Raw genomic sequence first — 6,563 nt, forward strand, 5'->3', positions numbered from 1 at the left:
TTCGAAGGGGGTGGGTACGGCGCGCGGGACCGCCGGGTGGTGACCGGTGGCGGAACGGCCGGCAGGGAACAACCGGCGCCGGCAGGGAAACACCAGTGGCGGAACGGTCGGCGCGGAATGATCGGCGCGGAACGCTTGGTGGCGGAAATACGGCTCAGGCCGCCGTGCTCCGGCGCCGGCTGGCGTACCAGACGAGCCCCGCGGTGGCCGCCGCCGCTCCTATGGCCGCCGCGACCAGAGCCGGACGCGACGGTACGGAGAAGGCGGGCAGCCGCTGCTTGAGCCGCACCGGCCGGTGGAAGTCGAGGACCGGCCACCCGCGTGCGATGGCCTCCCGGCGCAGTGCCCGGTCCGGGTTCACGGCGTGGGGATGGCCGACCGCCTCCAGCATCGGCAGGTCGGTCACCGAGTCGCTGTAGGCGTAGCAGCGGGCCAGGTCGTACCCCTCGGACGCGGCCAGTTCGCGGATCGCCTCCGCTTTCGTCGGGCCGTAGGCGTAGTACTCCACCTCGCCGGTGTAGCAGCCGTCCTCGCCCACCACCATCCGGGTGGCCACCACGCGGTCCGCCCCCAGCAGCTCGCCGATCGGCTCGACCACCTCGGCGCCCGACGTGGACACGATGACCACGTCGCGGCCGGCGGCGTGGTGCTCCTCGATGAGGGACGCGGCCTCGTCGTAGATGATCGGGTCGATCAGGTCGTGGAGCGTCTCGGCGACGATCTCCTTGACCTGCTGCACGTTCCAGCCGCGGCACAGCGCGGACAGATACTCGCGCATGCGCTCCATCTGCTCGTGGTCGGCGCCGCCGGCGAGGAAGACGAACTGGGCATACGCGGTGCGCAGCACGGCCCTGCGATTGATCAGGCCGCCTTGGTAGAAGGACTTGCTGAAGGTGAGCGTGCTCGACTTCGCAATGACCGTCTTGTCCAGGTCGAAGAAGGCCGCTGTGCGGGGCAAGGAGTGGTTTTCCACGCCCCCGAGCATAGGGGCAGCCCATTCGGCGTAAGGTGGGCGCGTGGGTTTGCCTGAGAAGGCTCTCGGGTACACCATGGAAGTCACGGATCGTTCGCGACCGTGCTAACCCGGTCCGACTCCTCCCCCCCCGAGTCGGCCGTGGAGACGACCCCCGCTCTCCCCCCCGGCGGGGGTCGTCGCATGTCCGGGCGGGTTTTCCCTTTCTGTCGGTGGTTGTCCCGCCGTCCGTCCGCGCGGTGCGGGGTGCGCCGCCGCTTTTCATGATCCATCACGGTGCGTAGTCGCGGCGCTGCTCTGTGAAATTCGCACGGGAACTCGCGTACGCCTCACCGGTATGGGTGAAGGCGATATTCACAGCCAACAAGTCGTCCACAGTTTTCCACCAAGATCCACACGATTTTCCGGAACGCTGCACCGTGATTCCGACGCGCACCTCTCGCGGCGGGTTCGGCGAGTTCATGCCGGTTCCGATGGCTGGTTCCGACAACTGGTTCCGGTGGTCCCGGTGGTCCCGGCGGCCGGTTGCGAGGGCTGGGTGTGCGGGGCCGGTTCGTACCGGCCGTCCCTGTGGAGGCCGGTTGCCGGTTCTTCACGCATCCGGGATCCGCGGGGCCGCGCAGGCCGCGCGCGGGAAGCAGCGAAGGGGGACCGACCCGTGTCCGGAACCGTCACACACGATCCACCGCCCGGCGCACCAGGACGGCAGGGCGGACCGCTGATCGTCACCGAGGACGCCGAGCTCCTCGACGACCTGCTGCGCCTGTGCGCGGCGGCCGGCGCCACCCCCGAGGTCCATCACGGGGTGCCCGAGCAGCGAGGCGGCTGGGAGGGCGCACCCCTGGTGCTGGTCGGCGACGACGCCGCCCGTCGGGTGCGCGGAGCCCCGCGCCGGCACGGGGTGGTGCTGGTCGGCCGCGACCAGGACGACCCCGGGATCTGGCGGCGCGCGGTCGAGATCGGCGCCGACCATGTGCTGGTGCTGCCCGACGGGGAGCAGTGGCTGGTCGACCGCATCGCCGACGTCGCCGAGGGCGTCGGCCGGCCCGCACTCACCGTGGGCGTCATCGGCGGGCGCGGCGGGGCGGGGGCGTCCACGCTGGCCTGCGCGCTCGCCGTCACCGCCGCGCGGGAGGGGCTGCGCACCCTGCTCGTGGACGCCGACCCTCTGGGCGGCGGGCTCGACGTCCTGCTCGGCGGGGAGACGGCCGAGGGGCTGCGCTGGCCGGCGTTCGCCGCCTCGCGTGGAAGGGTCGGCGGCGGTGCCCTGGAGGAGTCGCTGCCCGAACTGCACTCACTGCGCGTGCTCAGCTGGGACCGCGGCGACTGCGTCACCGTGCCGCCGCAGGCCGTGCGGGCGGTGCTGGCCGCCGCCCGGCGGCGCGGCGGCGCCGTGGTCGTCGACCTGCCCCGCCGGGTGGACGAGGGCGTCGCCGAGGTTCTTGCCCAGCTCGACCTCGGTCTGCTCGTGGTCCCCGCCGAACTGCGCGCCGTGGCGGCCTCCGCGCGGGTGGCCTCCGTGGTCGGCATGGTCCTGCGCGATCTGCGGGTGGCGGTACGGGGGCCGTACGCGCCCGGTCTCGACGACCGCGAGGTGGCCCGGCTGCTCGGGCTGCCGCTGGCCGGTGAGGTGCCCGTGGAGCCGGCACTGCGGCGGCCCGACGCGGGCGGGACACCGCCCGGTGCGGTGGCGCGCGGACCGCTCGCCCGGTTCTGCGCCGCCTTCTGGGAGCGGGCCCTGACGGAGACGGCCGCCGCATGAGGACGACACCTTTCGCACAACGGGAACGCCGAGGACAACGGGAACGGCGCGGACAACGAGAAGGGCGAGAACGGCGACGGACGGGGGAACGGGGCTTCCCGGCGGGCGCGTTCGGGCGGACGGACTCCGTCCACGGTCCCTCCGTCCACGGTCCCCGGATGCCCGCCCAGTTGCTGGACGGCGTACGGCAGTGGCTCGCCGAGAGCGGAGCCGAGCCGACACCCGCCCGGGTGGCACAGGCGCTGCGCGAGCAGGGCCGGGTGCTCGGGGACGCGGAAGTGCTCGGGGCGGCGGAGCAGTTGCGCTCCGAGCTGATCGGCAGCGGCCCGCTGGAACCGCTGCTCGCCGACCCGTCGGTGACCGACGTCCTGGTGTCGGCCCCGGACCGGGTGTGGGTGGACCGGGGACGGGGGCTGGAGCGGACCGCCGTCGCCTTCCCCGACGCGGCGGCCGTACGGCGCCTCGCACAGCGCCTGGCCGCCGTGGCGGGGCGCCGGCTGGACGACGCCCGGCCATGGGTGGACGCCCGGCTGCCCGACGGGACCCGGCTGCACGCGGTGCTGCCCCCGGTCGCGGTCGGCTGCACCTGCCTGTCCCTGCGGGTCGTACGGCCGCGCGCGTTCACGCTGGACGAACTGGTCGCGGCGGGCACGGTGCCGCCGGGCGGCGACCGTGTGCTGCGGGCGCTGATCCGCACGCGGCTGTCCTTTCTCATCAGCGGCGGGACCGGCACCGGCAAGACCACGCTGCTCAGCGCGCTGCTCGGACTGGCCGGCCCGGACGAGCGGCTGGTGCTCGCCGAGGACTCCGCGGAGCTGCGGCCCGACCATCCGCATGTCGTCCGCCTGGAGACCAGACCCGCCAACCAGGAGGGCGCGGGCCTGGTGACCCTCGAGGACCTGGTGCGGCAGGCGCTGCGGATGCGGCCGGACCGGCTGGTGGTGGGCGAGGTGCGCGGCGGCGAGGTCGTCCATCTGCTGGCCGCGCTGAACACGGGGCACGGCGGATGCGGCACGGTGCACGCCAACGCGGCGGCGGACGTCCCCGCCCGGCTGGAGGCGCTGGGCACCGCCGGCGGGCTGGACCGGGCCGCGCTGCACAGCCAGGTGGCGGCCGCGCTGTCGGTGGTGCTGCACCTGGTGCGGGACCGCTCCGGACGGCGGCGGATCGACGAGGTGCGGGTGCTGGAACGGGACGCCTCGGGACTGGTGCGGACGGTGCCGGCGCTGCGGTGGGGCGCGGAGGCGTTCGTGGAGGAGCGGGGGTGGGAGCGGCTGCGGGAGCTGCTTCGGCCGGGGAACCGGGAAGGGAGCGGTGAGAGGGATGGGTGAGGGGATGCCGGGGCCGCTGGCCGTGGTGGCGGCCGTGGGGTGTGCCGGAGCGGCCGTGGGGCTGCTGGGCGGACGGCACGCCGGGGCGCGGCGGGCGCGGTCGCTGTTCTCCGGTGGCGGAGCAGCGGGCGCCAGGCCGCCGCTCCGGAACCGGATCCTCGGTGAACTGTCCCGTCTGCGCGGACGGTTGGGATGCGAGTGGTGGGCGCCGGCGGCCGGGGTGGTGCTGGCGGTGCTGGGCGCCTCGGTGCTGCCGGTCGTCGCGGGGGCCGTGGCGATGCCGTTGCTGCGCCGTGCCCGGCTCGCCCGGGACGCGCGCCGCGCACAGGAGCGGCGGGCGGACGCCGTGATCGCCCTGTGCGGTGCCCTCGCCGGGGAGGTGCGCGCCGGGCGGCAGCCGGGCGAGGCGCTGCTGTACGCCGCACGGGACTCCGGCGGACTCGGCGACGCACAGGCGGCGGTGCTGGCGGCGGCCCGTTTCGGCGGGGACGTGCCCGGTGCGCTCGCCGTGGCGGCGCGGCAGCCGGGCGCCGGGGGACTGCGGGGGCTCGCGGCCTGCTGGCGGGTGGCCGTGGACCAGGGCGCGGCCCTGGCGGCCGGACTCGACCGGCTCGACGGGGCGCTGCGGGCGGAACGGGACCAACGCGCGGATCTGCGCGCCCAGTTGTCGGGAGCCAGGGCGACGGCCGTGCTGCTCGCCGGCCTGCCGGTCCTGGGACTGCTGCTGGGCACGGCCATGGGGGCCGACCCCCTGCGCGTGCTGCTGCACACGGGAGCGGGCCTGGGCTGCCTGGTCGTCGGCGGCCTGCTGGAGGGCGCGGGGCTGTGGTGGGCCCTGCGGATCGTACGGGCGGCGGAGGCGGCATGAGCGCGAGCGTTGTCCACAGGCTGGGGATGGCGGTAGGAGCTTCGGCGCTGCTGTGGCTGCTGGTGCGATGGCTGGAGACCGTGCGCCGGGAGCGGAGCGTGCGGCGGCGGATGACCTCGCTGTGGGGTGCGCAGGCGCCCGGACGCCCGGGTCCGCGGCTGAGGGTGCCGGACGCCGTGCGGCGGTGGCTGCCGGTGGTGGGGGTGGCGGGTGCCGGATGGGCGCTGGTCGGCGGGTTCGCGGGAGTTGTGGTCGGGCTGGCCGGGGCGGCCGGGATGCGGCAGTGGCGGCGGTGGGCGGAGAGCCGCCCCGAAGCGGAGTTCGACGAGGCCGAGGCGGCTCGCCAACTCCCTCTTGCCGCCGACCTTCTGGCGGCCTGTATCGCGGCCGGGGCCGGTCCGGTGAGTGCCGCCCAGGCGGTCGGTGAGGCACTGGGCGGGCCGGTCGGGGACCGGCTGGCCCGGGGCGCGGCGGAGGTGCGGCTCGGCGGGGAACCGGCCGACGCCTGGCGCGGACTCGCCTCGCTACCGGGAGCGGCGGCCCTGGCACGCCTGCTGGAACGGGCCGACGAGTCGGGGCTGCCCGCCGCCGGACCGGTCGCACGGCTCGCGGCCGACGTCCGCGCCGACCGGACCCGGGCCGCGACGGCCGGAGCGCGCCGGGCGGCCGTTCTGGTCACCGCGCCGGTGGGGCTGTGCTTCCTGCCCGCCTTCGTCGCGGTCGGCGTGCTGCCGGTGCTGATCGGTCTGGCGGGCGGGGTGCTGGACGGGGGTGGTGGCTGAAGGAGGAGGACCCGGGACGGAAGCGGGACGCGGTGAGGGACCAACAGACCGATACCTTACGGGGGTTGAGATGTACGGAAAGGCGCGGGCACGACTGCGTGCCCTGGTGCGCCGGATGCGCGGGGACAGGGGAATGGTGACGTCGGAGTACGCGGTGGGAATCGTCGCGGCGGTGGCGTTCGCCGTGCTGCTGTACGAGGTGGTGACCAGCGGGCAGGTCAGAGCCGAGCTGCAGAACATCGTGAGGCGGGCGCTCAGTGCGCGGACGTGAGCGCCGGGGCGGGCGCGCGCGGCAGGTCGCCGACGCGGGGTTCGTGACGGCGGAGGCCGCCATGGTCCTGCCCGTGCTGGTGTTCGTGGTGACGACGCTGGTGTGGGGGCTGCTGGTGGTGCTCGCACAGATCCAGTGCGTGGACGCGGCACGGGCCGGCGCCCGGGCGGCGGCCCGTCAGGACCCCCGGGACGCGGTCGTCCGGGCGGCCCGGGAGGTGGCACCGCGCGGGGCGAAGGTCACGGTGACCCGTCGGGGGGACCACGTGCACGTGGTCGTCACGGCCGATCCGCCGGGGAGGGGCGTGCTGCCCTTCCGGCTGAGGGAGGAGGCCGTCGCGGAGGCGGAGGACACGGTGGGGACGCCGGGAGGGGCGGGGGCATGAGGCACCGCTTCTCGGACCGCGGGTCCGCCTCTGTGTGGAGCGTCGGGGTGATCGCCCTGCTCTGCGTGGTGTTCTGCACCGGTCTCGCCCTCGGGCAGGCGGTGGTCGGCCGGCATCGTGCGGCCGGGGCCGCCGATCTTGCGGCGCTCGCGGCGGCGGGCCACTGGGCCGAGGGCCCTGCCGTGGCCTGC

Annotated in this window: 8 protein-coding genes; 7 read left to right on the forward strand and 1 reads right to left on the reverse strand. The window is 75.5% G+C overall.

The window, feature by feature from the left end; translation table 11 throughout:
• Window positions 1-154 precede the first annotated feature (154 nt).
• Entirely contained in the window at window positions 155-985 is an 831-nt protein-coding gene (locus tag ABD224_RS19000) for an HAD family hydrolase (protein WP_344051377.1), read from the reverse strand.
• Window positions 986-1,631: 646 nt separating this feature from the next.
• On the opposite strand from ABD224_RS19000, the gene ssd reads away from it, so the two are divergent.
• The 7 genes from ssd to ABD224_RS19035 all read left to right on the forward strand — a co-directional run.
• Window positions 1,632-2,735 carry a septum site-determining protein Ssd gene (ssd, locus tag ABD224_RS19005; protein WP_344051379.1) on the forward strand — a complete coding sequence of 368 codons (1,104 nt, stop codon included), beginning with the start codon at window positions 1,632-1,634 and terminating at the stop codon, window positions 2,733-2,735.
• A gap of 158 nt (window positions 2,736-2,893) precedes the next feature.
• Window positions 2,894-4,066 (forward strand): TadA family conjugal transfer-associated ATPase, encoded by a 1,173-nt coding sequence (locus ABD224_RS19010; RefSeq protein WP_344051381.1) that lies wholly within the window; start codon window positions 2,894-2,896, stop codon window positions 4,064-4,066.
• Window positions 4,059-4,934, forward strand: a complete 876-nt coding sequence (locus tag ABD224_RS19015; protein WP_344051383.1) for a type II secretion system F family protein — start codon at window positions 4,059-4,061, stop codon at window positions 4,932-4,934. Before ABD224_RS19010 ends, ABD224_RS19015 begins: the two co-directional genes overlap by 8 nt.
• A complete protein-coding gene (locus ABD224_RS19020) occupies window positions 4,931-5,716 on the forward strand; it encodes a type II secretion system F family protein (RefSeq protein ID WP_344051385.1) in 786 nt (261 codons plus the stop codon). Before ABD224_RS19015 ends, ABD224_RS19020 begins: the two co-directional genes overlap by 4 nt.
• A 70-nt stretch (window positions 5,717-5,786) precedes the next feature.
• Window positions 5,787-5,987: a DUF4244 domain-containing protein gene (locus ABD224_RS19025; protein WP_344051387.1), complete on the forward strand. Its 201-nt coding sequence runs from the start codon at window positions 5,787-5,789 to the stop codon at window positions 5,985-5,987.
• The gene (locus ABD224_RS19030) at window positions 5,974-6,372 is read left to right on the forward strand and encodes a TadE family type IV pilus minor pilin (protein ID WP_344051389.1); all 399 of its coding nucleotides are present in this window, start codon (window positions 5,974-5,976) and stop codon (window positions 6,370-6,372) included. Before ABD224_RS19025 ends, ABD224_RS19030 begins: the two co-directional genes overlap by 14 nt.
• A partial coding sequence (locus ABD224_RS19035) for an Rv3654c family TadE-like protein (protein WP_344051391.1) occupies window positions 6,369-6,563 on the forward strand: 195 nt, incomplete at its 3' end. The genes ABD224_RS19030 and ABD224_RS19035, both read left to right, overlap by 4 nt.

This window comes from Streptomyces thermoalcalitolerans, from assembly GCF_039525155.1.
Classification (GTDB): Bacteria; Actinomycetota; Actinomycetes; order Streptomycetales; family Streptomycetaceae; genus Streptomyces; species Streptomyces thermovulgaris.